We start from the raw sequence: 22551 nt of genomic DNA, 5'->3' as shown, positions 1-22551 counted from the left end.
CACCTTTCAGCCACGGTTGGTATGCAACAACGGCCGCTCATTCGGGGGCACCTCCATGCGCGCTGCGGCCGCAATTCTCATCACTTTGCTGCTCGCCGGCTGTGCCGGCAACGAGGCACCGGTCCAGCAGCCGTCCATGTATACCGATATGGCGGTCCCGGGCTCCAAGCTCGATGCGCAGGCGGCCGCGATCATGATCTCGCAATACCGCCAGAACAACGCCCTCGGCACCGTGGTCATCGACCCCGACCTGATGCGGCTTGCCGAATCCCAGTCCAATGCCATGGCCGCTGCCAACAAGATGGACCATGACGTCCGCGCGCCGCTGGCCAAGCGCCTGGCCGCCGGCGGCTATCCCGCAACCGTGGCGGTCGAGAACATCTCGGCCGGCTATCATACGCTGGCGGAAGCGTTTTCCGGCTGGCGTGACTCGCCTCCGCACCGCGCCAACATGCTCAAGGGCGGTGTCACAAAATTGGGCATCGCGGCGAGCTATGCTCCCGGCACCAAATACAAGGTGTTCTGGACCATGATCCTGGCCTCCACCGAGCCTCGATAAGCCAGACTTGATCCCGGCATGCATTGACGCCGCGGCGGTGTGTCGCCACGGTGGCGCGCCATTTGCTATTAATCCTCCATGACCGATCATAGCCCGGAATCCCCCAGCATCCCCGCGAATGCGCAACGCGTCCTGGTCCTGCAGGGCGGCGGCGCGCTTGGCTCCTACCAGGCCGGCGCCTATCAGGCGCTGTGCGGCCACGGCTTCGAGCCGGAATGGGTCGCCGGCATCTCGATCGGCGCGGTCAATGCCGCCATCATCGCCGGCAATGAGGGCCCGACGCGCGTCAGGCGGCTCAAGGAATTCTGGGAAATGGTCTCCGCGCCGGTGCCGTGGAAGCCGCTCGGCAAGAGCGATCACAGCCGCGAGCTGTTCAACTCGACCAGCGCCGCGCTGATCGCCACTTTCGGGGTGCCCGGCTTCTTCGTTCCGCGCGTGCCGCCCGCGCCGTTCTGGCCGCCGGGGCATGCCGAAGCTGAGAGCTATTACGATACCGGACCGCTGAAGAAGACGCTGGAGCGTCTGGTCGATTTCGACCGCATCAACGACCTGAAGACGCGCCTGTCGGTTGGGGCGGTCGGCGTCACCTCCGGCAATTTCAGGTATTTCGACAGTTATGAGTTCAAGAAGCTCGGCAAGACCATCGGCCCCGAGCACATCATGGCCTCCGGCGCACTGCCGCCCGGCTTTCCGTCCGTCATGATCGACGGCGAGCATTATTGGGACGGCGGCATCGCCTCCAACACCCCGCTCGACTATGTGCTCGATGCCGAGGTCGATCGCGATATGCTGATCTTCCAGGTCGACCTGTTTTCCGCGCGCGGCGATCTGCCCACGTCGCTGCTGGAAGCCGCCGAGCGCGAGAAGGACATCCGCTATTCCAGCCGCACGCGGATGAACACCGACAAGAACAAGCAGCTGCACAACGCCCGCAGGGCTGTGCGCGACCTGATCGGCAAATTGCCTGATTATCTCAAGAACGATCCTTCCGTCGAATTCCTCGCTAAGGTGTCGCGCGAAAGCACCGTCACCGTGGTGCATCTGATCTACCGCAGCAAGAACTACGAATCCTCGTCCAAGGATTACGACTTCTCGCACGTCGCCATGGTCGAGCATTGGGACGCCGGCGTGAACGACGTGCATCTGTCGATGCGCCACAGGGATTGGCTCGAGCGGCCGCAGTCCGGCGAGACCATGGTGACCTACGATCTCACGGGGGACGTCTCCGCATCCCCGGCAAAAAGGAGCGAATCAAATGGTTAGTCTGTCAGGCAAGAACGCCGTCGTGACCGGGTCCACCAGCGGCATCGGGCTCGCTTATGCGCGTGCCTTCGCCGCAGCCGGCGCCAACGTCGTCATCAACGGCTTCGGCTCGGCGGAGGACATCGAAAAGGAACGCGCGAAGATCGAGTCCGAATTCGGCGTCAAGGCGATCTATTCGCCTGCCGACATGACCAAGCCGGCCGAAATTGCCGGGATGATCGCGCTCGGCGAGAAGACCTTCGGCTCGGTCGATATCCTCGTCAACAATGCCGGCATCCAGTTCGTCTCGCCGATCGAGGAGTTTCCGCTCGAGAAGTGGGACCAGATCATCGCGATCAACCTGTCCTCGGCCTTCCATGCCATCCGCGCAGCCGTCCCCGGCATGAAGAAGAAGGGCTGGGGCCGCATCATCAACACGGCATCGGCGCACTCGCTGGTCGCCTCGCCCTTCAAGTCGGCCTATGTCTCGGCCAAGCACGGCATTGCCGGTCTCACCAAGACCGTGGCTCTGGAGGTCGCGACCCACAAGATCACCTGCAACTGCATCAGCCCCGGCTACGTCTGGACGCCGCTGGTCGAGAAACAGATCCCCGATACGATGAAGGCACGCAACCTGACGCGCGAGCAGGTCATCAACGACGTGCTGCTCGATGCGCAGCCGACCAAGGAGTTCGTCACCTCCGAGCAGGTCGCCGCGCTGGCGCTGTTCCTGTGCGGCGACGATGCCGCGCAGATCACCGGCACCAACCTCTCGATCGACGGCGGCTGGACCGCGGCGTAGGGCGCGGTGCCATAGGTGGGCAAAGGCGCACTTGCGCCGTGCCCACCACCTGTCCGTGATTGGGAAAAGGGTGGGCACGCTTGCGCTTTGCCTACCCTGCGATTCCGGCGTTCGTTTCCCGCTCAATGTCCCCAGGCCAGCGCCGTCACAAAGGCGGACGACAAGTTCAGCTCGGCAAACAACATCTTGCCTGCGACCACGAACAGCACGCTGGCAAGCGTCAGGCGCAGCACCGTCTCGGGCACGCGTGTGGCGCTGAAGCTGCCGACGATGATGCCGGGCAGCGAACCCAGCAGCAGCACGCCCATCAGGGCCCAATCCACGTCACCGAGCGCCCAGTGTCCGATGCCGGCGACCAGCGTCAGGGGCACCGCATGGGCGATATCGGAGCCGACGATGGTCACCATGGGCAGGCGAGGGTAGAGCAGCAGCAGCACGGTCACGCCGACCGCACCGGCGCCGACCGACGAGATCGATACCAGCACGCCGAGCAGAATGCCGGTGACGACGGTCGCAATCGCGGTGGTGCGCTCGTCGACCCGTTCGAGCCGACCGCGATAACGCTCCATGATGGACTTGCGGAAGATCAGTGAGGTCGCGGTCAGCAGCAGCGCGAAGCACAGCACCAGATTGACCAGGCTCCGTTCGGAATCGCTTCTGAGGTCGAGCTTCCACAGCACCAGCAGCGTCAGCGCGCTCGCCGGAATGCTGCCGCAGGCAAGCCGCAGCACCGCCGGCCAGTGCACGCTGCGCGACCAGCCGTGCACCACGCTGCCGCCGGTCTTGGTGGCTGCGGCATAGAGCAGGTCGGTTCCGACCGCTGTGGAGGGGTGGACGCCGAACAGCAGGATCAAGAGCGGCGTCATCAACGAGCCGCCGCCCACGCCGGTCATCCCGACAAGCAGGCCGACGCCGAAGCCGGAGGCGACGTAAAGTGGATCGAACATGTCAGGGGAATCTTAGGTTGATCTCGTTGGCTGGGCAATATGGCGTAGAATAAAGTTCCCCCAATGCGCAACTGCTTGGGCGGAATAAGAAATATTTTGCTTTAGGTTCAATAAGGGGAGGCGGTTTGCCTCGTTTGCTTGGGCGCTCTGACAAAGCCGTTCCCCTGGAAAGCAGCGGGCACGGCGAGCGCGCGGCGCCTATTTGCCGAACGCCAGCACGTGCAGTCCGAGCCGTTGCCGTACGATCCAGAACAAGAGGACGGTCTCGAATGTGAGGGAGATCGAGGTTGCGGCCGCGGCTCCGTGGCCGCCGTAGCGCGGCACCAGCGCGATGCAGAGCACGAGGTTCATCACGAAGGCCAGCGCATAAGCGAGCGCGCAGATCTTCTGCTGACCGAGCATGTTGAGCAGCCGCTCGACCGGCCCGATCGCAGAGCGCACCACCAGGCCAATCGCGGCGACGAACATGATGTCGTAGCCGATCGTGAATTGCGGCCCGAACAGCCAGAGCAACGGCTTGCCGAGCGCGAGCAGCACGATCGTCGCCGCCAGCGACGGCCAGAACGTCCAGCTGATCGCATGCGCGACATAGGCCGATAGCCGTGTCTTGTCGCCGCTTGCGTTGTATTCGGCGAAGCGATGCGCCGTCGTCGCGGACATCGCGTAGTGGATGAAGGAGACCAGCGCCAGCGTCTTCACGACAGCGAAATAGACGCCGACCTCTTCGGAGGGGCGAAATTGCTGCAGCACCAGCACGTCGGTGTAGGACAGCAGCAGGTAGAAGCTCTCGACCAGCAGGATCGGCAGCGAGACGGCGAGCCAGCCGCCGATGTCGTAGGTCTTGGGGCCGGGCTCGATGTGGTCGGCGAGCTTGCGGTTCAGCACCACCATCTGCCCCGTCATCGCGATCCACACCGCGCCGGCGCTCGCGGCCATCGCGGCGACTGCGCCGAGATGGTAGCCGAGCAGGAAGGCGGCGCCCGTGATGCCGATGATCAGCGCCTGGCGGATGATGAATTGCGGCATCAGGCCGAGCTGCATCCAGTCATGCGAGCGCGCGATGCCGTCCTGGGTGTTGGCAACGACGAAGGCCGGCAGCGTCATGCAGCCGATATAGAGCGGCAGTATTTCGGCCGGGTCGATCCAGGGCGACAGCAGCCTGACGGTGCCGGCAAGGGCGAGCGAGACCAGCGTGGAGACGGCAAAGGTCAGCCAGCGGCTGCCGGAGAGAAAGCCGCGCAGCAACGCCTGCTCGCCGCTGCTGCGATACTCGGGAATGATTTTCTGCGCCGAGGCGGAGATGCCGAAATCCATCATGCTGCCGAGCAGCAGCACCCAGGTCCAGACATAGACATAGACGCCGTAATCGGAGGTGCCCATCCAGCGGGCGAGCAGCACCTGCGAGACATAGGCGAGCCCGGCGCTGATCACGCGGATGATGAAGATGGTGCCGGCAAGCCGCCGCGTCAGCGATGCTTCGCTCGGGCCGCCCGTCAGCTTGGCCCGCAGCCGTGCGATCGGCCCGGCCGGTCCAGTCGTTGCGGGTTCTGCATCCATCACGGCCAATTCGAACGGTCCCTCAGGTCGCTAGGCATGCTGTGGCAGGTGAGGGATTAGCAACCATTCGTTAAGATTGGGTTGGGTGGGCGTCCCATCCCGGCACGGTGATTGGATTGGCGGTGCAGTCCGATCGTGATCCGGTCGCGCCCGCGCAACCAGGCCGCGACTATTGCTCACTCCAAATTCGTATTGAACTCGTAAGACTTCTCCGGCCCGACCAGCGTGAATTTCAGCGCTGCTCCCTCGGGCTTGGCGCCCGGCGGCAGGCCGTCGAGCTCGAAGGAAAATCGCATCACCCCGGGCGGGCTATGCTGCACCGGGGCCGGGATCGGCAACGCCCAATCGGGCGTCGGCCCTTCCACGAACAAATTGACGTTGCGGCTGTCCGGCGTCACCACGTCGACCACCACGTTCTTGGGTCCATCGCGCTTGACGTCGCGGATGGTGAGCGGATTGGGATCGCCGATATTGGCGGGCTTGGGCACTGTGTCGAGCGCGGCACGCAAATTGGCATCCTCGGTCGAGGCGACGCTGTTGAAGCCGAGTTCGACGCTTGCCTCGACCGGAATGCATAGCTTCTCGCATACCGCGTAGTTGATCTCGGCACGCAATGTCACCGGCTTGTCGGCCGCCTTGGGGACGATCCGCAAGGGTAGCACGATCTGGTTGTGATAGCCGATCGAATGGCCGCCCGCGCCATCGGCGAATTTCAGCGGCGCCGGCCACATCACCGTCACCGCCTCGACATTGTCCGACTTCGAGAAGTCGAATCGTGGCGGCACACCGGAATCCCCGGGGGTGCGCCAATAGGTCTTCCACCCCTGCTGAAGCTGGAAGGCGATACCGCCGAGCAGGACAGCGCCGCTGCGCGATCCCGCCAATAGCCGCACCGCGGAATGTCCGTCGCGCTGCCACGGCGAAGCGTCATCGGCGCGGGCTACGATGGCCAGCGACGACGCAAGCAGGGCGGTCGCGACGCCAATCGCCGCACGCAGGGGAACTCTTGTGAGCATGGCACGTCTTTACAGGGTCGAACCTAGGCAAACCATTGAATTGCTTGTGATGGTGCACTTGAATCGAGCCTCTGCAAGCCTTGATTTGACAGCGGCCAGGTCCGACATCAGGATAGGAATTGAAACCGGAGTGCTTCACCGATGGCTCCCACAGGCAAGAGGACGGGCGAAAGCACCCGCAGCGCAAGCCCCGCTCTTCCCAATTCGGCCGGTTATCTGGACGGCCGGCTGCTGATCGCGATGCCCGTGATGGGCGATTCCCGCTTCGAGCGTTCGGTGATCTATCTCTGCGCCCATTCGGCGGAGGGAGCGATGGGCATCATCGTGAACCACCCGGCCGGCAGCATCGACTTCCCCGAGCTCTTGCAGCAGCTTGGCATCATCAGGAAGGGCGAGCACATCAAGCTGCCGGAGAATGCCGAAAGCATGAAGGTGCTGCGTGGCGGCCCGGTCGATACCGGCCGCGGCTTCGTGCTGCATTCCAGCGATTTCTACATCGAAAACGCGACGTTGCGGATCGATGACGGCGTCTGCCTCACGGCGACCGTCGACATCCTGCGCGCCATCGCCAACGGCTCCGGCCCCAAGCACGCCATTCTCGCGCTCGGCTATGCCGGCTGGGCGCCGGGCCAGCTCGAGACCGAGATCCAGAGCAACGGCTGGCTGCATTGCGATGCAGACGCGGATTTGATTTTCGGCGACGACGTCGACGACAAATATTCCCGCGCGCTCCGCAAGATCGGTATCGATCCCGGCATGCTCTCGAACGAGGCCGGGCACGCGTAGCGTTAGGCTCCGCTGTATCTGCCCCGCCCACCGCTGTCGTCGCCCGGCTTGACCTGGCGACGACACCATTTGCCGAGCGGGGCTGTGCCGCGCCTACTCCGCCGCCTGCTGCTGCACCGTCGGCTCCGTGCCCGCCACCGTCGCGCGGCGCATGTCGCGGGGTTGCGACTGGTCGTAGCGGCGGACGCGGTGCATGGTCTGGCGGTTGTCCCACATCACGAGGTCGTGCAGCTTCCATTTGTGCACATAGACGAACTCTCCTTGCGTCGCGTGCTCGTTGAGATCGCGCAGCAGCAGCCGGCCTTCCGGCACGCTCATGCCGACGATCTTGCCGGCATGCGATGAGAGGTACAGCGACTTGCGCCGATGCACGGGGTGCGTGCGCACCAGCCGTTGCAGCACGGGCTTGAACATCTCCTTCTCTTCGTCGGTATATTCGGTGAAGCCGAGCGATCCGCGCGAATACATCAGCGAGTGTTCGCAGACGAGATCCTCGATCTCCGCCTTGATGTCGTCGTCGAGCGCGTCGTAGGCCGCGCGCATGTCGGCGAATTCGGTGTTGCCGCCCTTCGGGTTCACCACGCGCGCCGACAGCAGCGAGAATTTTGCAGGGATGGGACGGAACGAGCTGTCGGAGTGCCACAGGCAATTGCCGAGGTTGAACAGATTGGCGCGACTGTCTTTCGGCAGCGGCTTTCCGTCCTTGCCAAGGTTGGAGACGTCGTTCAGGCCCGAGGTGAGGCGGTATTCATCCGCCTTGGTGATGTTGCCGCCGCGCGCTTCCTCGCGCTGGCCGAAATTCAGCGCGAACGCCATTTGCTGCTCGTCGGTGATATCCTGGTCGTGGAAGACGAGAACCGCGTATTTGTCCATGGCGGCCTCGATCTCGCGCGCCTCATCTGCCGTGAGCGGCTTGCGCAAATCGAGGCCGGACACCTCGCCGACGAAATGCTTCTGAAGCTGCCGGATGGCGATCGTCATGGCGTTCTCTCCCGCATCTGCGAGCGGTTTCTCCGCTCTGTTTACGGAAAAAATGACTCGCGCGTCCGGCGATGTCAACGCGCAGCACGCATGGCACTCACGCGTTCCGCGCCATCAGCCCGCCGTCGACCGGGATCACCGCGCCGGTGAGGAAGGACGCGGCCGGCAGGCACAGGCTCAGCGTCATATGCGCGACCTCCTCGGGATCGCCGTAGCGGCCGAGTGCGGTGCGGCGCTTGGCGTAGATGGTCTTGTGCTCCTCCGAGATGCGGTCGGTGATCGCCGTGCGGATCGGGCCCGGACAGATGCAGTTGACGGTGATGCCCTCGCGACCGAGCTCGACGGCGAGCGAGCGGGTGAGGCTCGCAACGCCGCCCTTCGCTGCCGAATAAGGGCTGTGCAATGCGGTCGCGCCGAGCGCCTCGGTCGAGGCAATGTTGACGATCCGCGGACTGTTCGATTTGCGTAAATAGGGCAGCGCAGCGCGGATGATGCGCGGATGCGCCGTCAGCATCACCGCGATCCCCTTGGCCCAGGCGTCCTCATAGCCTTCGTCGTCGATCGCAACCCGCACGGAGATGCCGGCATTGTTGACGACGATGTCGAGCCCGCCGAAATGCGCGGCGGCCTCGCCGACCACGCGCTTGATCTCGTCACCAGCGGCAACATCGAGCTTCCACGCCCTTCCTGCGCCGCCGCTCGCGGCAATCTCCCCGGCCACAGCCTGCGCGCCATGCGCATCGAAGTCGGTGACGGCGACGTTGGCGCCTTCCGCGGCGAACACGCGCGCGGTAGCGCGCCCCATGCCGCTGGCCGCGCCGGTGACGAGAACGGTCAAGCCCTTGACGGACCGGCTGAGCTGCTTGAAATCGGGCATGCTGTTTCCTCGCGGCCTGCTTGTTCTTGTTATGATTGACAAGGCTGGCATCGATCCGCAGACAGGTCAAACAAACAAGACATAAAGGGAGGCCGCGATGGCGAACGAGCTGGATTTCTCAGGCAGGCAGGTGCTGGTCGTCGGCGGTTCGAGCGGGATCGGCAACGGCATCGCGCAGGCTTTTCGCACGAGGGGCGCGCTTGTCGCGGTTTGCGGCACGCGGGCACAACCGAAGGACTATTCGATCGAGGAAGGCTCTGATCTCACGGGCCTCTCTTATGCGCAGCTCGATGTCGGTAACCCCAGTGCGATCGAGGCGTTCAAGCCGTCCTTCGACAGGCTCGACGTGCTCGTGCTCGCGCAAGGCGCGGTGCTCTATCGCCGCGGCGAGTTCGAGATGAGCGGCTTCCGCAAGGTGGTCGAGGTCAATCTCATGAGTCTGATGGCCTGCGCGACGCGGTTTCATTCCATGTTGCGGGATGCGAAGGGCTCGCTGATCATGGTGTCCTCGACCGCGGCCTATCATTCCACCATGGGCAATCCCGCCTATAACGCCTCGAAGACCGGCGCTGTCGGATTGACGCGGACGCTGGGCGAGGCCTGGGCCGAGGACGGCATCCGCGTCAACGGCATCGCGCCCGGGCTCGTCGACACCAAGATGACGAAGGTGACGACTGACAATCCGAAGCGGCTCGAAGGCGCGCTTGCGCGTATTCCGCTGCGGCGATTAGGCACGCCGGCCGACATGGCGGGCGCCGCGCTGTTCCTGGCCTCGCCGCTGTCGTCCTACATCATCGGCCAGACGCTGGTCGTCGACGGCGGGCTGATCTTGTAGTCGAGCGAGCTACACTTTCGTCGCGACTTGGAACTGTGCCGCGCCTGATCGGTTACTTCGGCTGACCCCCGAGGAGGATCATCATGGACACGGATCGGATTGTTGGATCGGCCAAGGAATATGCCGGACGCGCGGAAGGCGCGATCGGAGACATGGCAGGCGATGCGAAGACGCAGGCATCGGGCAAGGCTCGGGAAGCCGCGGGTACGGTGCAGAATCTGTACGGCCAAGCCAAGGATGCCGTGCGCGACGCCGGCGAAACTGCGGCCGGCTACGCCAAGGATGCCTATGAGAACAGCGGCGAGACTTTCCGCGACGGAACACAGGCACTGACGAAGAAGGTGCAGGACAATCCGCTCGGCTCGCTGCTGGTGGCCGGCGGCATCGGGTTTGCGCTCGCGCTCCTGATGTCGCGGCCTGCCCGCCGTCCGCCGCCGCGCTGGCGCTACTAACAGCTGGGCGACAAGCACGCACTCGTGCCCCGGACGCGCCGCAGCGCCAGAGCGCTGCTGCGCAGAGCCGGGGCCCATTCTTTTGCAAGAGAGTTGGCGTGAGAGAGCTGGGTCCCGGCTGCGGCGCATCACCAAGAAGTGCTGCGCCGCGTCCAGGACACGGCGGCAGACATGGCGGCAATTACCGGAACATCTCGGCTGAGCGCCCGACGTTCCCGGGCGGACGTGGAGCCCCGGGATTGAGATTCGGATTGCGTGGCCCGGGCGGCGGCGCCAGTTGACGCGGCGGCGGTGGCTGCGGCGAACCGAAGCCAAAGAAATCCCGGAATAACGGCTGGGCCTGGGCCGGCTGCTGCATCGGCGGCCTTTTCGGTGCGAGCTTTGGCGGCGCGATCACGGCCGCTGCGCCCGCAGCCGTATTGCCGTCAGGCGTCGTCGCCGCAACAGGCGTATCGCCCTTGGCCTGCTCGCGGCCGACTTCGCGGCGCGGCCAGGCGTAGTCGTCGGCACGGCCGGCCGGAGCCGTCAGCGGCTCGCCCTTCACCATCGTTTTCGCAGCGAGCGCATCGACGGCGGCGGGACGCGAGCCCGGTCCGCCCAGCAATTGATCGGCCGAGATCGAGGCCGCAACCAGTGGCACGATCGGGCCCGCCAGCGGCCGTGGCGCGGGCTTGCCGGGCTCGACGCTGGTGTCGGGTGTCGCCGGCTCGCTCGGCAGCGCGATCGGGCCGGAGCGTCCTGCGAGCAGGCGTGTGATCTCGCGCTCGACGTAGTGGGCGAGCTTGCGCGCGCCGGGCTTGGTGAAAAAGACGCCGTCGGAGCTGCGGAGCTGACGGATCTGGCCTTCGAAATCGGGGCCCTTCTGAAGGAAGCGGCCGGCCTCGTCGACAAAACCGTCCCAGACGTCGACATAAGTGATGCCGGCCTTGGCCGCGCCTTCGCGATAGAGCGAATCGAGGAACAGCATGTCGGCCGTGCCCTTCTGGCCGCGGATGGCGGGAAGGCCGACCCAGAGCACGGGCACGCCCTTGGCCTTGAGGATATTGGCCAGTTCCTCAATCTTCTTGCCGTAGAGTTCGATCCAGCGCTCGTCACGGAATTCGTAGAGGCCGCTCGGATTGCGTGCGGTCTTTTCCGGCGTGGCCGCAGGTGTGTCGGCATTGTCGGCGTCGTCCTGCGGCAAGTCGGCATCGGCCGGCTTGTCGTCCGGTTTGGCGGCGCTGTCGGTGCCGGGCTTGGTCTCGCCGGGTTTTGCCGGTGGTTTGGCGCGGGCGCCCTTGTCGTTCTTCTTGTCCTTCTCCGTGGCCTTGTCCGACTTGTCGGCGACAGGCTCGCGGATTGCGGCGCGGTCGTTGAGTCCGAGCATGACGACGATGACGTCGGGCTTCTCGGTCTCGAGGATACCCCTGGCCGCTGCCGCCCAATCCGAGGGCTCACCCTTCGGCTGGTACTTGATCAGGCCGGAGGTGGTCCTGTGCTTGCGGATCACGCCCATGTCGGGCTGCTCGCTGTAGGCGTCCTCCAGTCCGTAGGCGAGCCAGTCGGCCATGGCGTCGCCGATCACCAGCACGTTCTTCTCGGGGATGGTGTCGCGTTTCGCAGGCGCCGGCGCGCGTGAAAAATCCTGGCGCGGTGCCTGCTGCTGCTGCTGTTGGAACGGCGCGAAGAAGTCGCCGCCGAACCAGCCGCCGCCACCGCCGCCGCGTTGTGGCGGTGGGGCCGCGCGCTGCGGCGGGCCGCCGAAGCCGGGGAAGTTGAAGAACTGCGCAGAGGCGGGCCCTGCGACCGCCACCAGAATCGCAAGCGCCGTCCCCAGCGCGATCAATGGGCCGGTCTCGGTCAGCGCCTTGAACAGGGACTTTTTCGACATGCGATCTCGGGCACGCGCAACGGGGATCGGAAGCGGCTTAACATAATAACGGAATCGGGCGCCAAACAGGCAAATTCCGTTGCAGATTCTTGCCCCATACACCGGGGAACAGCCGCCTCCGTCAAGGCTGCGTGCCAAAATCCCTGTTCAGGGTTACTTTCGGGGCGATTTTACCGTCCGCGCAGTCGATCCAGTGCATTCGAGGAGGCAAAGCCGTCCGCGGGGACCCCGATCGAGGCCTGGAAGTTGCGCAGCGCTTCCCTGGTCTGGCCCCCGAACTGGCCGTCCGGAGTGCCCTTGTAGAAGCCGCGCTGGGCCAGCAGCTGCTGCAGTTCCAGCCGCTCGGTGCGCGACAGTTCGCGCTCCTGCCGCGGCCAGGGCTGCACGAAAGGCTGCCCGCCGCGCAGGCGGTCGGCGAAATGGCCGATCGCCAGCGCATAGGCCTCGGCCGGATTGTACTTCATGATGACGCGGTAATTCTGCAGCATCAGGAAGCCGGGCCCTTGCGCGCCCGCCGGGGCCAGCAAATAGGCTTTCTCCGCCGGATGCGGGAATGGCTGCCCCGTCGCCCGCTTCAGCCCGAGCTTCTCCCATTGCGCGATGGTCATCGCCTTGGCGCGGTCGGCCAGCATGTAGTTGAAGCCTTGCGGCACCACGACTTCAAAGCCCCAGGTCTGGCCGGCCTGCCAGCCGTCCTTCTTCAGATTGTTGGCGGTCGAGGCGATCAGGTCGGTCGGATTGTCGACGACGTCGCGCCGTCCGTCGCCGTCGCCATCGACGGCAAAGCGCTTGAACGCGGTCGGCATGAATTGGGTCGGGCCGAACGCGCCGGCCCAGGAGCCGCGCAGCTGCTCGGGCCTGAGATCACCGCGGTTCAGGATTTCCAGTGCGGAGAGGAATTCGTCCTTGAAATAGGCCTGGCGGCGGCCAATGCAGGCGAGCGTCGCGGTCGATTGCAACACGCTGCGGTCGCCCATCTGCGTCGAGTAATTGGACTCGATGCCCCAGATCGAGGCGATGATGTAGCGGTCGACGCCGGTGGCCTTTTCCGTGGCGTCGAACTGCGCCTTGTATTGGGTGAGGATCTCGCGGCCCCTGGCGAGGCGGTTGTCGTTCACGAGGATGTCGAGATAGGCCCAGATCGACTTGGTGAACTCCGGCTGCGAATCCATCAGGTCCATGATGCGCAGGTCAGGCGAGAGCCCGGCCGTGAAGCGCTGGAAATTCTCCTGGGTGATGTTGCGCCGTGCGGCATCGGGCCACATCCCGGCGACGCAATTGCCAAAATTGCCGGCGGCCTCGCGGATCGCCGCGGCCGTCATCAGCGGATGGCCCGAACCGCCGTCCTCGCCGCTCCAGGGGATCGCCCCCGTTGGCGCGCCGCCCGGGCTGGGCGCCGCTTGCGAAGGTGCGGGGCTTGCACCGGAGAAGATGCCGCCGAACAGGTTGGAAAGGCCGTTCTGTGCCTGGGCGTGCGCGCTGGTGGGCAGCAGCAAAGCGGCGGCAATCATCATTGCGCCGGTCGCGGATACCACCCGTCCTGCCTGCCCTGCCACCGATTGCATCATGTCCCACCCGTCGGCCTCTGGAATCCGCCATCAGGAGGCCTGGTTACGGTTGCCAATAGCTTAACAAAGGTGAAATTTTGGTGGCGGCCTTTTTCTTAACTCTGCGCGGATGAGGCCCCACAACCGCCTTTGTTGGCGGTTGCAAACAGGTTAGCAAGATCCGATTGCTCCGTCCCCATGTGCCCCCAGGTATTCGAACAATCACATGAAAATTCGCAAAGCCGTATTCCCCGTCGCCGGCCTCGGCACCCGCGTCCTGCCCGCCACCAAGGCGATGCCGAAGGAAATGCTGACCATCGTCGACAAGCCGCTGATCCAATACGTCTATGACGAGGCGAGCGAGGCCGGCATCGAGCACTTCGTCTTCGTGACCGGCCGCAACAAGAATGTCATTGAAGATCATTTCGACCGGATGTTCGAGCTCGACGCCACGCTCGCGGCGCGCGGCAAGAAGGCCGAGCAGGACATCCTGGCGCAGAACCAGCCCGAAGCTGGCGCCGTCAGCTTCACCCGGCAGCAGGCGCCGCTCGGCCTCGGTCACGCGGTCTGGTGCGCGCGCGACATCGTCGGCGACGAGCCGTTCGCGGTCGTGCTGCCCGACGAGCTCGTGCTCAACACCCCGGGCTGCCTCAAGCAGATGATCGAGATGGCATCCTCGCTTGGCGAGAAATCCAATCTGGTCGCGGTCGAGGCGGTGCCCGACCATCTCACACATCAATACGGCATCTGCGGCGTCGGCAAGCGCAGCGGCAAGATGTTCGAGGTCGAGGGCATGGTCGAGAAGCCGGCCAAGGGCACCGCGCCCTCCAACCTCTCGATCACCGGCCGCTACATCCTCCAGCCCGAGATCTTCAAGATCCTGGAGACGCAGGAGCGCGGCGCCGGCGGCGAGATCCAGCTCACCGACGCCATGATCGGGCTCGCAAAGTCGCAGAAATTCTACGGCGTCGAGTTCGAGGGCGAGCGCCACGATTGCGGCTCAAAGCCCGGCTTCCTCCGCGCCAACATCGCCTACGGCCTGAAGCGGCCGGAGCTGCACGACGGGCTGATCGCAGAGATGAAGAAGTATCTGGGGCAGTAGCGCCCCTCGTCATTGCGAGGAGCGAAGCGACGAAGCAATCCAAACTGCTTCCGAGGAGAAAGTCTGGATTACTTCGCTTCGCTCGCAATGACGTGGAGGGAGCGCTTCACGCCACCAGCGACAGCTTCGGCAGGCTCGCAACCACCGACTGGTTTCGCCCGCCAGCCTTCGCGGCGTAGAGCGCCTTGTCGGCGGCGGCGACCAGGACCGGCCAGTCCATGCCGGCAGTGGGAATGAGGCTGGCGACGCCGCAGGAGACCGTTGAAATCACCGGCTCGTCGGACCAGCCCTGCACCTTGAGGCGGATCGCCTCGGCGACCTTGAAGGCATCGCTGGCCGAAACGTTCGGCAGCAGCACGGCGAACTCCTCGCCGCCATAGCGGGCGGCGCAGTCGCCGGCCCGGCTCACCGAATCGGAAATGCAAATGGCGATGCCGACCAGCACCTGGTCGCCCGCCTGATGGCCGAACGTGTCGTTGTAGGCCTTGAAGTGATCGGCATCGATCATCAGCAGCGCGAGCGGGGTCTTCTGGCGCATGGCGCGCCGCCATTCGACGTCGATGACGGAATCGAACTTGCGGCGGTTCTTCAGGCCGGTGAGCGCATCGGTCGTCGCCATCTCCTCGAGCTTGCGCTCGGCCTCGGCGCGCCGGCCGATCTCGCGCGCCAGCACCAGCGTCGATCCCAGCACGAACAGGGCAAGGACCAGCACCACCGCGCCAATGCGAAACGCTTCCCTCTGCCAGAGCGCAAATACTGCAGCCAGAGGCTTGCCCGCCACCACGAACAGCGGTCCGCTGTCCGAGCTGCGGACATAGAGCCGCGGCGTCGGATCGACCGGGCCCTGTCCCGAATAGGAGGCGCCAATCGGGAGATTCTCGGGCTTCCAGGCCTTGCGGTCGTTCAGGTTCGTGCCGATCACGTCGAGGTCGAAAGGCCGCCGCATCATGATGGTGCGGTCACGCTTGAGCACGGTGATGGTGTCTTCGGGATCGAGGTTCAGCCTTTCGAACAATTCGTGGAAATAGCTGAAGCGGATCGAGCCGGCGACGACGCCGAGGAACCCGCCGGCGGTGTCGCTGATGCGCCGACTCAGCACGATGGAATAGGCCCCGCGGAACAGCATCGGGCGGCTGATGAAGAGCCCGGCATTGGGATTGTCGCGATGAACCTTGAAGTAGTCCTCCTCGCCCCGGCTCTCCGGCAGGGGATCGAGCGTGGAGGCGTCGATGGTCAGCCGGCCCTCGGCATCGAACACCTGGATGGCGCCGAAATGCTTGGCGGTGGTTGCATGGTCGAACAGGATCAGGTGACGGATCGTCTTGGAGACGGTTGCGAGCTCGGGCAGCAGCATGTTGCCGGCCACCGCCTTCAGCGACAAATCGTAGATCTCGACGTTGCGGCTGACGTCGGACTCGATGCTCGTCGCGAGGTTCTCCAGCGTCTGGCGGGCGAGCGCCTCCTCGCCTTTGCGCATGTCGAGCATCACGTTGACGCAAACGGCGGAAAAGCCGATCACCGTCACCACGGACGAGATGATCAGCAGCTTCGCCGAAATCCGCCACGGCCGGCGGACCGTGAACTCGCGCCATCCAGACAACATCGCTTGCTCCCGACATCAGTGGATGCGCCCGAAAGCTTGAGCAGTGTTTAAGGCGGGATTTCGCTGCCGCAATGAGTTAAGGATCGGTTTACACGGCCCACGGTTTTGGGCAGATCTCAATGGGACGGTCCGGGCGAGAGGGCGATTGTGAACGACTACGACGCGTTGCGCGACTATCTGATGCGGCAGAAGCAAGCCGAATTCGTCCTGAGCTTCGAGCAGATCGAGGAGATCATCGGCGCGGCGCTGCCGCGCGCGGCCAATCGTGCCTCATGGTGGGACAGCCTGCGCAGCCCCGACATCCAGATGCCGCAGCGCGAAGCCTGCCTCGCCGCGGGGTTCAAGGCCGTGCGGATGCCCGACGGGGCGAGCGTGCGGTTCACGAAGCTGAAGAAGGACGGGCGCAGGCCGGGATAGAGCGCCGTTGTTTCCCTTGTGGGCGCTTCTCGCCACCTTTTCCCACAAGGGGAGAAGGGAAGGCGGCGGGCGCTGCAACCTAGCTCGCCGCTTCCAGCCGCACTTCCGTCAGCAGGCGCATCGCGGCATCGGCGTCCATCGGCTCGCCGAAGGCGAAGCCTTGGGCGTATTCGCAGCCCATCTGGTAGAGCTCGACCGCATCCGAATCGGTCTCGGCGCCCTCGGCCACCACGTCCATGCCGAGGTCGTGCGCGAGCGCGATGATCGACTTCAGGATCACCGGCCGCGTGCCACGGTTGGTGGTGCGGACGAAGGACTGGTCGATCTTGATGGTGTCGAACGGGAAGCGCTGCAGATAGGCCAGCGAAGAATGGCCGGTGCCGAAATCGTCGAGCGAGAGCCCGGTGCCGAGCTCGCGAATTCGCGTCAGCATCTGTGCCGCGTGCTCCGGGTTCTCCATCACCAGCGATTCCGTCAATTCGAGCTTGAGCGTGCCGCGCGCCACCGAGGAGCGCGACAGCACGGTGCGGATGTCATGGATCAGGTCGTGGCGCAGCAATTGCCGTGACGAGACGTTGACGGAGGCGAAGATCGGCTCGCGGGAGCGCATCGCGCGCTGCCAGATCGACAGCTGCTTGGCGGTCTGGTCGAGCACGAACATGCCAAGGTCGACGATCAGGCCGGTCTCTTCCGCGATGGTGATGAACTCCGACGGCGCCATGCGTCCGAGCTTGGGGTGATCCCAGCGCACCAGCGCTTCGAAGCCGGCGACGGAGCGATCCTCCAGCCGCACGATCGGCTGGTACAGGATGGTGAGCTCCTGCCGCTCGATGGCGCGGCGCAGCTCGCTCTCCAGCGTCAGGCGGTCCGTCTTCCGCGCCCGCATCGCGGGCTTGTAGACGTCGATACGGTCGCCGCCGATGCGCTTGGAGTGATACATCGCCAGCTCGGCGTCCTTGATGATCTCGTCCGTGAGCTGAACTTGCGGATCGGACAGAGCCAGACCGATCGACGCCGTGAGGAAGATCTCGCGGTCGTTGAAGGCGATCGGCGCGCGGATGGTCTTGCGGATGGTCTCGGCGAAGGCCGTGATGCGGGCCGGGTCCTGCTCCGACAGCAGGATCAGGCCGAACTGATCGCCGGCCATGCGGGCCAGCGTGTCCTGCGGCTTCAGGATGCGGGTGAGACGCCGGGCCAGTGTCAGCAGGATGGAATCGCCGACCGCGATGCCGACGGAATCGTTGACCTGCTTGAAGCGGTCGAGATCGATCACCATCAGCGTCGGCCGCAGCGTCGGCATGGTCTTGGCGAAATGCGCGACCGCACCCAGCCGGTCCATGAACAGCTTGCGGTTCGGCAGGCCGGTGAGGTTGTCATGCACGGAATCGTGCAGCAGGCGCTCTTCCGCGTTGCGCAGATCGGTGACGTCGGTGAGCGTTCCGACCACGCGCGAGACCTCGCCGTCGGAGCCGACCACCGGGCGCGCCTTCAGCGCGAACCACATGAAATGGCCGTCCGGCGTGCGCAGGCGGAAATCCTGCACCAGGCGGCCGCGGCGCTGGTCGAGCACGCTGTCGAGCGCGGCGCGGAAGCGATCCTGGTCGAGCGGATGCAGCACCTCGAGCCACGAGGCCGCCGGTCCCTCGAGCGTGCCGCGCTTCAGTCCGAGCAGGGCTTCGGTCTCGGGGCTGGTGAAGACCTTGTCGGCGGAAACGTCCCAGTCCCAGATCAGATCGCCGGAGCCGGCCAGGGCGAGCGCCCGCCGCTCGATGTCGGAGACGACGCCGGTGCTGGCGCCGCCGCCGGCGAAGGCGTGCTGCATCACCGTGAAGCCGATCAGCATCACGATCAGCACGAGGCCGCCGAGCAGGGCAGGGCCCACGATGTCGTTGGTCACGGAACCCGCGACCGTCATGCCGGCCGCGACCACCCAGACCACCAGGAGGAACCAGGTCGGGATCAAGAGCACGGCACGGTCGAAGCCGTGGGTGGAGAGATAGACGATCAGCGCGAAGCCCGCGAAGGCGATCAGCACCAGCGATATGCGCGCGATGCCGGAGGCGACGGCGGGATCGAACAGCGCGAGCGCGACCAGGGAGCCCAGGAAGGCCAGCCAGCCCACGGTGATGTGCGAATAGCGCACATGCCATCGGCTGAGATTGAGATAGGCGAACAGGAACACCAGCAGCGTTGCCGCCAGGATCGCTTCACCCGCCGCGCGCCAGATGCGCTCGGCGTTGTTCGACATGTCGAGCACCTTGCCCCAGAAGCCGAAATCGACGCCGATATAGACCAGCACCGCCCAGGCCAGCGCCGCGGCTGCCGGGAACATGATGCTGCCCTTCACCACGAACAGGATCGTCAGCACCAGCGCGAGCAAGCCGGAGATGCCGATCACGATGCCCTGGTACAGCGTGAACGAGTTGACCTTGTCCTTGTAGGATTCCGGCTCCCACAGATAGAGCTGCGGCAGCTTGTCGGTGCGCAGCTCGGCGACGAAGGTGACGACGGCGCCGGGGTCGAGCGTGATGCGGAACACGTCGGCGGTTGCGCTTTCCTGACGCTCAGGCCGATCGCCGATCGAGGGCGTGATGGTGGCGATGCGCGACAGGCCGAGGTCGGGCCACAGCAGCCCCGAGGAGACGATGCGGTAATGCGGAGCGACGATCAGCCGGTCGAGTTGGTCGTCGGTGTTGTTGGCGAGCGCGAACACGATCCAGTTCTGGCCGCCCTCGCGGGCGCGCACCTCGATGCGGCGGACGATGCCGTCGGTGCCGGGCGCGGTGGAGACCTGGATACGATCGGCGTCACTGCGCTGGTGCTCGAGCACGCCGGTGAGGTCGATCGCGGGCGCGTCGCTGCGAACGCTGACAGCGTCGAGCGCGCGTGCAGGAGACGCGGCAACGAGCATCATGAGGCCCAGCGCGATGGGCGCGAGGCACCTGATCAGACGCAAGGTCAGTTCTCCGCGTTTGACGCAAATTTCGAGTGCAAGGCAACTCTACAAGGCGATTCTAAAAGGCGATTTCGGCCGGACGGAAACGTCCGGTGCGTCGCGATAGATGCCACGAAAGCAAGGAAAATCAAAGGGTTTCCGCCCAGCCCTGTGGGCCGGCGGCCTACACTTCCAACACAATTTTGCCAATATGTGCGCTGGTTTCCATGCGCCGATGAGCATCGGCTGCCTTTTCCAGCGGGAAAGTGCTGTCCATCAGCGGCTTGACGCGGCCTTCACGCAAAAGCGGCATCACTTTCTGTTCGATCGCCGCCACCATGGCCGCCTTGTCCGCATTACTACGGGGGCGCAGGGTCGAGCCGGTATGGGTGAGGCGTTTGACCATCACCTTGGCGATGTTGACGCTGACCTTGGGCCCGTTCAGCGTCGCGATCTGCACGATGCGGCCGTCGATCGCGGCGGCATCATAGTTGCGATCGACATAGTCGCCCGCGACCATGTCGAGGATCAGATTGACGCCTTCCTTGCCTGTCTCTTCCTTGACCACGGCGACGAAGTCTTCGTTCTTGTAGTTGATGGCGCGATCGGCCCCGAGCTTGAGACAGGCATCGATCTTGTCCTGCGATCCCACGGTGACGAACACCTTCGCACCGAACGCCTTCGCGAGCTGGATTGCCATGGTACCGATGCCGGAGGAGCCGCCATGGATCAACAGCGTCTCGCCGGCCTTCAGGCCGCCGCGTTCGAACACGTTGTGCCAGACCGTCATCAGCGTTTCCGGCAGCGCGCCGGCTTCCTTGATCGACAGCGCCGGCGGCACGCTCATCGCCTGGGCGTCCTGCGCGATACAGTACTGCGCATAACCGCCGCCTGCGACCAGCGACATCACCTTGTCGCCGATCTTGTGCCGCTTGGCGTTGCTGCCGACCGCAACCACTTCGCCCGCAATCTCCAGACCCGGCAGGTCGCTGGCGCCGGGCGGCGGCGGATAGGCGCCGGAGCGCTGCGCGACGTCGGGCCGGTTGACGCCGGCAGCCATCACCTTGACCAGGATCTCGTCCGGTCCCGGCTGCGGCAGCGCGCGTTGTTCCGGAACCAGCACCTCCGGTCCGCCGGGCTTGGAGATGGCGACCACGGTCATTTGCGCGGGCAGCTTGTCCATGATGTGTCCTTGAGCAAAGGTGCGGGAGAACGAGGCCATTGCTTAGCCAGCGCGGCCGACGCTGGCAACCGCCTCAGCATTGTGCCGCGAACGCAGGAGGAACGAGATGGCGACGGAAGACGATGACCGCCCGCGCAAGAAGATCACGCATGAAATCGGACAGGATCTCTCACTGTTGTCGGTGGAGGAACTGACCGAGCGCGTCACGCTGCTCAAGACCGAGATCGCCAGACTGGAGGAAGCCGCCACCAAAAAGCGCGCCTCGCGCGATGCGGCGGATCATTTCTTCAAGAAATAGGATTCACGCTCTCGTGTCCCGGACGCGGTGCGGCACGCAGTGACGCTCCGCAGAGCCGGGACCCATGCCTCACCGAACGCTCGGCCAAAGAACTGGGCCCCGGCTCAGCAGCGCAGCACTTCGTGCCGCACCGCGTCCGGGGCACGAGACCTGGCTCGGCCACTGGCCGATATGGCTAACGAACTCTCAAAAATTTAGCTCGTTTACTCCAGATTAAGCTTTCGGGTTTATGACTGGAGCTGTCCTCGTTTGGACACCGAGTGGCTCCTGTCCACTCTGTTTGACGCCTCCCTGTTATCAACTTTCAAAGCCGCCGGTCTCCGGCGGCTCTTTTTTTGCGTTTTTGCATCGCGTTGCGGTTGAATTCCCGGGATTGACCCGCGGAAACCATATCCGCGCTTGTCACTGGACTCGGCGCTCCCGGCGCGCAATGATTTGTTCATCATAAGCCGGCGCCAAAGCCGGATCGTCAAACAGTTGCGTAAGAGGCGTTAACCATGGAACGTTTGCAGGCCGACGGCGCTCTCGTTCAACTCAGCGAGCGGTTTACCAATTCTGCGGCGTTCGGCGTCCTGTTCCGCGAGGGCATGGACCTCGTCGAAGAGACTGCCGCCTATCTCGACGGCGACGGCCGCACCGAGGCCAAGGCCCTCGACCGTGCCGTGAGCCTCACCTACGCAACCGAGAGCATGCGTCTCACCACCCGCCTGATGCAGCTCGCTTCGTGGCTGCTGTTGCACCGCGCGGTGAAGGAAGGCGAGATGACGCTGAGCCAGGCCAATCGCGAGAAGACCAAGGTCAAGCTCAGCGCGGCCGATCCCGGCCCCGTCGACACCATCGAGAAGCTGCCCTCGCAGCTCCAGGACCTGATCCATCGCTCGATGAGCCTGCAGACCCGCGTGCGCCGCCTCGACACCACCATCCACACCCCGCCGGCCGAGCACGTCGCGATCGGCAATCCGCTGGTGCCGCACCTCAACGCGCTGAAGGCGGCGTTCGAGCGTTAAACCTTACGTGCCGTAAGGGCACGCTGCCGTAGGGTGGGCAAAGGCGCGTAGCGCTGTGCCCACATCTTTCACCTGGCACTACAGCTGGAGTTTCGTGGGCACGCTTTCGCTTTGCCCACCTTTCGAAATCTCGGCCTTGCTCAGGCACCTCACAAACAAAAACGCCCCCGGCTCTCCCGGGGGCGTTTTTCGTGTCCAACCTTGCGGGCCGGATCAGTCCTTCTTGAGGAAGCCCGAAAACTTCTTCTGGAAGCGCGAGACGCGGCCGCCGCGATCCATCAGCTGGGCGTTGCCGCCGGTCCAGGCCGGGTGCGATTTCGGGTCGATGTCGAGGTTCAGCGTGTCGCCTTCCTTGCCCCAGGTGGAGCGGGTCAGGTACTCGGTTCCGTCGGTCATCACGACCTTAATCGTATGATAGTTCGGGTGAATTTCGGCTTTCATGGCAATTCCTCGGCGCCCCGGCGCCTTCTGGTGGCTAACGAATGACGGATTTGGGCGGCTCTATACCCCACGATATCAGGTAAAACAAGACGTG

The 22551-nt window shown here is 64.7% G+C and carries 21 protein-coding genes; 10 read left to right on the top strand and 11 right to left on the bottom strand.

The window, feature by feature from the left end; translation table 11 throughout:
* The first annotated feature begins 55 nt into the window (after nt 1-55).
* From RX330_RS32075 to RX330_RS32065, 3 genes are all read left to right on the top strand, one after another.
* Nucleotides 56-559 carry a CAP domain-containing protein gene (locus RX330_RS32075; protein ID WP_212087949.1) on the top strand — a complete coding sequence of 168 codons (504 nt, stop codon included), beginning with the start codon at nt 56-58 and terminating at the stop codon, nt 557-559.
* Nucleotides 560-637: 78 nt separating this feature from the next.
* On the top strand, nt 638-1822 hold the full coding sequence (locus RX330_RS32070; RefSeq protein ID WP_212087951.1) for a DUF3734 domain-containing protein: 1185 nt from the start codon (nt 638-640) through the stop codon (nt 1820-1822).
* Nucleotides 1815-2603, top strand: a complete 789-nt coding sequence (locus RX330_RS32065) for a 3-hydroxybutyrate dehydrogenase (protein ID WP_212087953.1) — start codon at nt 1815-1817, stop codon at nt 2601-2603. Before RX330_RS32070 ends, RX330_RS32065 begins: the two co-directional genes overlap by 8 nt.
* A 122-nt stretch (nt 2604-2725) precedes the next feature.
* Here RX330_RS32065 and RX330_RS32060 read toward each other — a convergent pair whose 3' ends face one another.
* The 3 genes from RX330_RS32060 to RX330_RS32050 all read right to left on the bottom strand — a co-directional run bounded on the left by RX330_RS32060 (nt 2726) and on the right by RX330_RS32050 (nt 6123).
* Nucleotides 2726-3550 (bottom strand): sulfite exporter TauE/SafE family protein, encoded by an 825-nt coding sequence (locus tag RX330_RS32060; protein WP_317241152.1) that lies wholly within the window; start codon nt 3548-3550, stop codon nt 2726-2728.
* A gap of 198 nt (nt 3551-3748) precedes the next feature.
* Nucleotides 3749-5116, bottom strand: coding sequence for a lipopolysaccharide biosynthesis protein (locus RX330_RS32055; RefSeq protein ID WP_375848079.1), 1368 nt, complete (start codon nt 5114-5116; stop codon nt 3749-3751).
* A 167-nt stretch (nt 5117-5283) separates the two neighbouring features.
* Entirely contained in the window at nt 5284-6123 is an 840-nt protein-coding gene (locus tag RX330_RS32050; protein ID WP_317241149.1) for a protein-disulfide reductase DsbD domain-containing protein, read from the bottom strand.
* Nucleotides 6124-6264: 141 nt separating this feature from the next.
* On the opposite strand from RX330_RS32050, the gene RX330_RS32045 reads away from it, so the two are divergent.
* On the top strand, nt 6265-6909 hold the full coding sequence (locus RX330_RS32045; protein ID WP_317241148.1) for a YqgE/AlgH family protein: 645 nt from the start codon (nt 6265-6267) through the stop codon (nt 6907-6909).
* Between the two features lie 93 nt (nt 6910-7002).
* On the opposite strand, the gene RX330_RS32040 is transcribed toward RX330_RS32045, so the two are convergent.
* Both RX330_RS32040 and RX330_RS32035 read right to left on the bottom strand, forming a co-directional pair.
* Complete coding sequence (locus RX330_RS32040; protein ID WP_212087969.1) at nt 7003-7890, bottom strand: TauD/TfdA dioxygenase family protein; 888 nt, start codon at nt 7888-7890, stop codon at nt 7003-7005.
* A 97-nt stretch (nt 7891-7987) separates the two neighbouring features.
* Entirely contained in the window at nt 7988-8767 is a 780-nt protein-coding gene (locus tag RX330_RS32035; protein WP_317241147.1) for an SDR family NAD(P)-dependent oxidoreductase, read from the bottom strand.
* Between the two features lie 97 nt (nt 8768-8864).
* Here RX330_RS32035 and RX330_RS32030 point away from each other — a divergent pair, with 97 nt between their 5' ends.
* A complete protein-coding gene (locus RX330_RS32030; protein ID WP_212087973.1) occupies nt 8865-9602 on the top strand; it encodes an SDR family NAD(P)-dependent oxidoreductase in 738 nt (245 codons plus the stop codon).
* Nucleotides 9603-9685: 83 nt separating this feature from the next.
* Nucleotides 9686-10054, top strand: a complete 369-nt coding sequence (locus RX330_RS32025; RefSeq protein WP_212087974.1) for a CsbD family protein — start codon at nt 9686-9688, stop codon at nt 10052-10054.
* A 181-nt stretch (nt 10055-10235) separates the two neighbouring features.
* Here RX330_RS32025 and RX330_RS32020 read toward each other — a convergent pair whose 3' ends face one another.
* Together RX330_RS32020 and RX330_RS32015 are read right to left on the bottom strand one after the other, a co-directional pair.
* Nucleotides 10236-11924 (bottom strand): SGNH family hydrolase, encoded by a 1689-nt coding sequence (locus RX330_RS32020; RefSeq protein WP_317241146.1) that lies wholly within the window; start codon nt 11922-11924, stop codon nt 10236-10238.
* 170 nt (nt 11925-12094) lie between these two features.
* The gene (locus tag RX330_RS32015; protein WP_375848080.1) at nt 12095-13492 is read right to left on the bottom strand and encodes a lytic murein transglycosylase; all 1398 of its coding nucleotides are present in this window, start codon (nt 13490-13492) and stop codon (nt 12095-12097) included.
* 205 nt (nt 13493-13697) lie between these two features.
* Between RX330_RS32015 and galU the strand changes: the two genes are divergently transcribed.
* The gene (gene galU, locus RX330_RS32010; RefSeq protein WP_317241145.1) at nt 13698-14573 is read left to right on the top strand and encodes a UTP--glucose-1-phosphate uridylyltransferase GalU; all 876 of its coding nucleotides are present in this window, start codon (nt 13698-13700) and stop codon (nt 14571-14573) included.
* Between the two features lie 106 nt (nt 14574-14679).
* Here galU and RX330_RS32005 read toward each other — a convergent pair whose 3' ends face one another.
* Nucleotides 14680-16176 carry a diguanylate cyclase gene (locus RX330_RS32005; RefSeq protein ID WP_317241144.1) on the bottom strand — a complete coding sequence of 499 codons (1497 nt, stop codon included), beginning with the start codon at nt 16174-16176 and terminating at the stop codon, nt 14680-14682.
* A 147-nt stretch (nt 16177-16323) separates the two neighbouring features.
* Here RX330_RS32005 and RX330_RS32000 point away from each other — a divergent pair, with 147 nt between their 5' ends.
* Nucleotides 16324-16593, top strand: a complete 270-nt coding sequence (locus RX330_RS32000) for a hypothetical protein (RefSeq protein ID WP_212087982.1) — start codon at nt 16324-16326, stop codon at nt 16591-16593.
* Between the two features lie 79 nt (nt 16594-16672).
* Here RX330_RS32000 and RX330_RS31995 read toward each other — a convergent pair whose 3' ends face one another.
* Nucleotides 16673-19549, bottom strand: coding sequence for an EAL domain-containing protein (locus RX330_RS31995; RefSeq protein WP_212087984.1), 2877 nt, complete (start codon nt 19547-19549; stop codon nt 16673-16675).
* A 163-nt stretch (nt 19550-19712) separates the two neighbouring features.
* Nucleotides 19713-20711 (bottom strand): NAD(P)H-quinone oxidoreductase, encoded by a 999-nt coding sequence (locus RX330_RS31990; protein ID WP_212087986.1) that lies wholly within the window; start codon nt 20709-20711, stop codon nt 19713-19715.
* A gap of 106 nt (nt 20712-20817) precedes the next feature.
* On the opposite strand from RX330_RS31990, the gene RX330_RS31985 reads away from it, so the two are divergent.
* Together RX330_RS31985 and RX330_RS31980 are read left to right on the top strand one after the other, a co-directional pair.
* Complete coding sequence (locus tag RX330_RS31985) at nt 20818-21009, top strand: DUF1192 domain-containing protein (protein WP_212087988.1); 192 nt, start codon at nt 20818-20820, stop codon at nt 21007-21009.
* A 497-nt stretch (nt 21010-21506) separates the two neighbouring features.
* Nucleotides 21507-22016: a DUF1465 family protein gene (locus tag RX330_RS31980; protein WP_212087990.1), complete on the top strand. Its 510-nt coding sequence runs from the start codon at nt 21507-21509 to the stop codon at nt 22014-22016.
* 213 nt (nt 22017-22229) lie between these two features.
* Here RX330_RS31980 and rpmE read toward each other — a convergent pair whose 3' ends face one another.
* On the bottom strand, nt 22230-22457 hold the full coding sequence (rpmE, locus tag RX330_RS31975) for a 50S ribosomal protein L31 (RefSeq protein WP_007599895.1): 228 nt from the start codon (nt 22455-22457) through the stop codon (nt 22230-22232).
* Nucleotides 22458-22551 lie beyond the last annotated feature (94 nt).

Source organism: Bradyrhizobium sp. NDS-1, assembly GCF_032918005.1.
GTDB classification, from domain to species: Bacteria; Pseudomonadota; Alphaproteobacteria; order Rhizobiales; family Xanthobacteraceae; genus Bradyrhizobium; species Bradyrhizobium tunisiense.
Note: the sequence above shows the minus strand (reverse complement) of the source record. Positions and strands in the feature narration are given on the sequence as shown.